Here is a 1186-nt window from a genome sequence, read left to right on the forward strand (position 1 = left end):
CACGCAAGATCGCGCGCAGGAGCTTGAGAACGGACTGGTCACAGACGCGTTCCTCGACCGCTCGTATCAACTCATCATGCGGAATCGCCGAAAAGCAGTCAGCGATGTCCGTCTCCACCACCCACCGACGCCCGCGATAGCACTCATCGATGAGCACCTGCAAGGCGTCGTGCGCCGAGCGCTTCGGCCGGAACCCGAACGAGCAGCCCAGCATGTCCGCCTCAAAGACCGGTTCGAACACGATCTTCAATGCGGCCTGCACGATGCGGTCACGAACCGCGGGAATCGACAGCGGCCTCTGCTCGGCCGTGCCCGGCTTGGGAATCAACACCCGGCGCGCCGGAAGCGGCCGATACCGCCCCTCCCTCAGTTCATCGGCCATCTCGTCGAGCAGCCGGGCAACCCCGTACTCCTCGATCTGGGCCAGGGTGGTCTTGTCGATACCGGGTGCGCCGTTGTTGGCGCGCACCGCGACCCACCCGCGCTGCAGCACGTCTCTGCGGCAGACCTTGTCATACAGCGCGTGGAATCGACGTCCGGGATCGGCCTTGGCCGCCCGGTAGAGCGCATGCTGCAAGGCTCGGACCGGATCACGCGGAACCCGTGGCTCCCGTGACCCCTTGGCGGCGGGACTAGCCTGACCGGCACTCACCGGGCCCCTCCATCACAGTCGCTGCGCATCGACGAAGCAGCGGCCCTTCCCTCACCGCCGGTTGTGTTGTCCGGTCGGCTCCAGCAGTACTACGGCCGCCTCCGACGCCCACCCGGCCGGCACTCCATTTCCCGGCGTTGACCGGTTATAGGACGCCACGCTCCGGCAACACCATTCCCGCAGGTTACCGGGCCGGGGAGGGCCTCCCCAGTTCCCGCCGTCACTGTCGATACGTTCCGCGCCCCATACGCCGGGGAGTCCTTGGCGGCTGCGCTTCCAGACACTTCACCGCGTCCGTGGCCTTCACCCTGGATTCGAAGGCTCGGCTCTCCCTTGTTCCCGGCCAATGGCCGGGACCTCTAACGACGCCGCAGGCTTCGCTTCATGCTACGGACCGCATCGTTGCTCCCCCATAAGGGCCTTTGACGCTGGGCTTCGACCCCGCCCGTTTCCAGACGAAGCCGCCAGCCTGCTACCGGGCCTCCTGGCAGCTACCCGGACCGGACTCCCACCGGCAAGCGACGACGAGCTTAC

1 protein-coding gene is annotated in these 1186 nt (G+C 66.8%); it reads right to left on the bottom strand.

The window, feature by feature from the left end; genetic code table 11:
• On the bottom strand, nt 1-577 hold a 577-nt coding region (locus tag AB0B91_RS66305), incomplete at its 3' end, for a reverse transcriptase domain-containing protein (RefSeq protein ID WP_358343313.1).
• Nucleotides 578-1186 lie beyond the last annotated feature (609 nt).

The sequence above is a fragment of the Nonomuraea sp. NPDC049141 genome, assembly GCF_040648415.1.
GTDB lineage: Bacteria > Actinomycetota > Actinomycetes > Streptosporangiales > Streptosporangiaceae > Nonomuraea.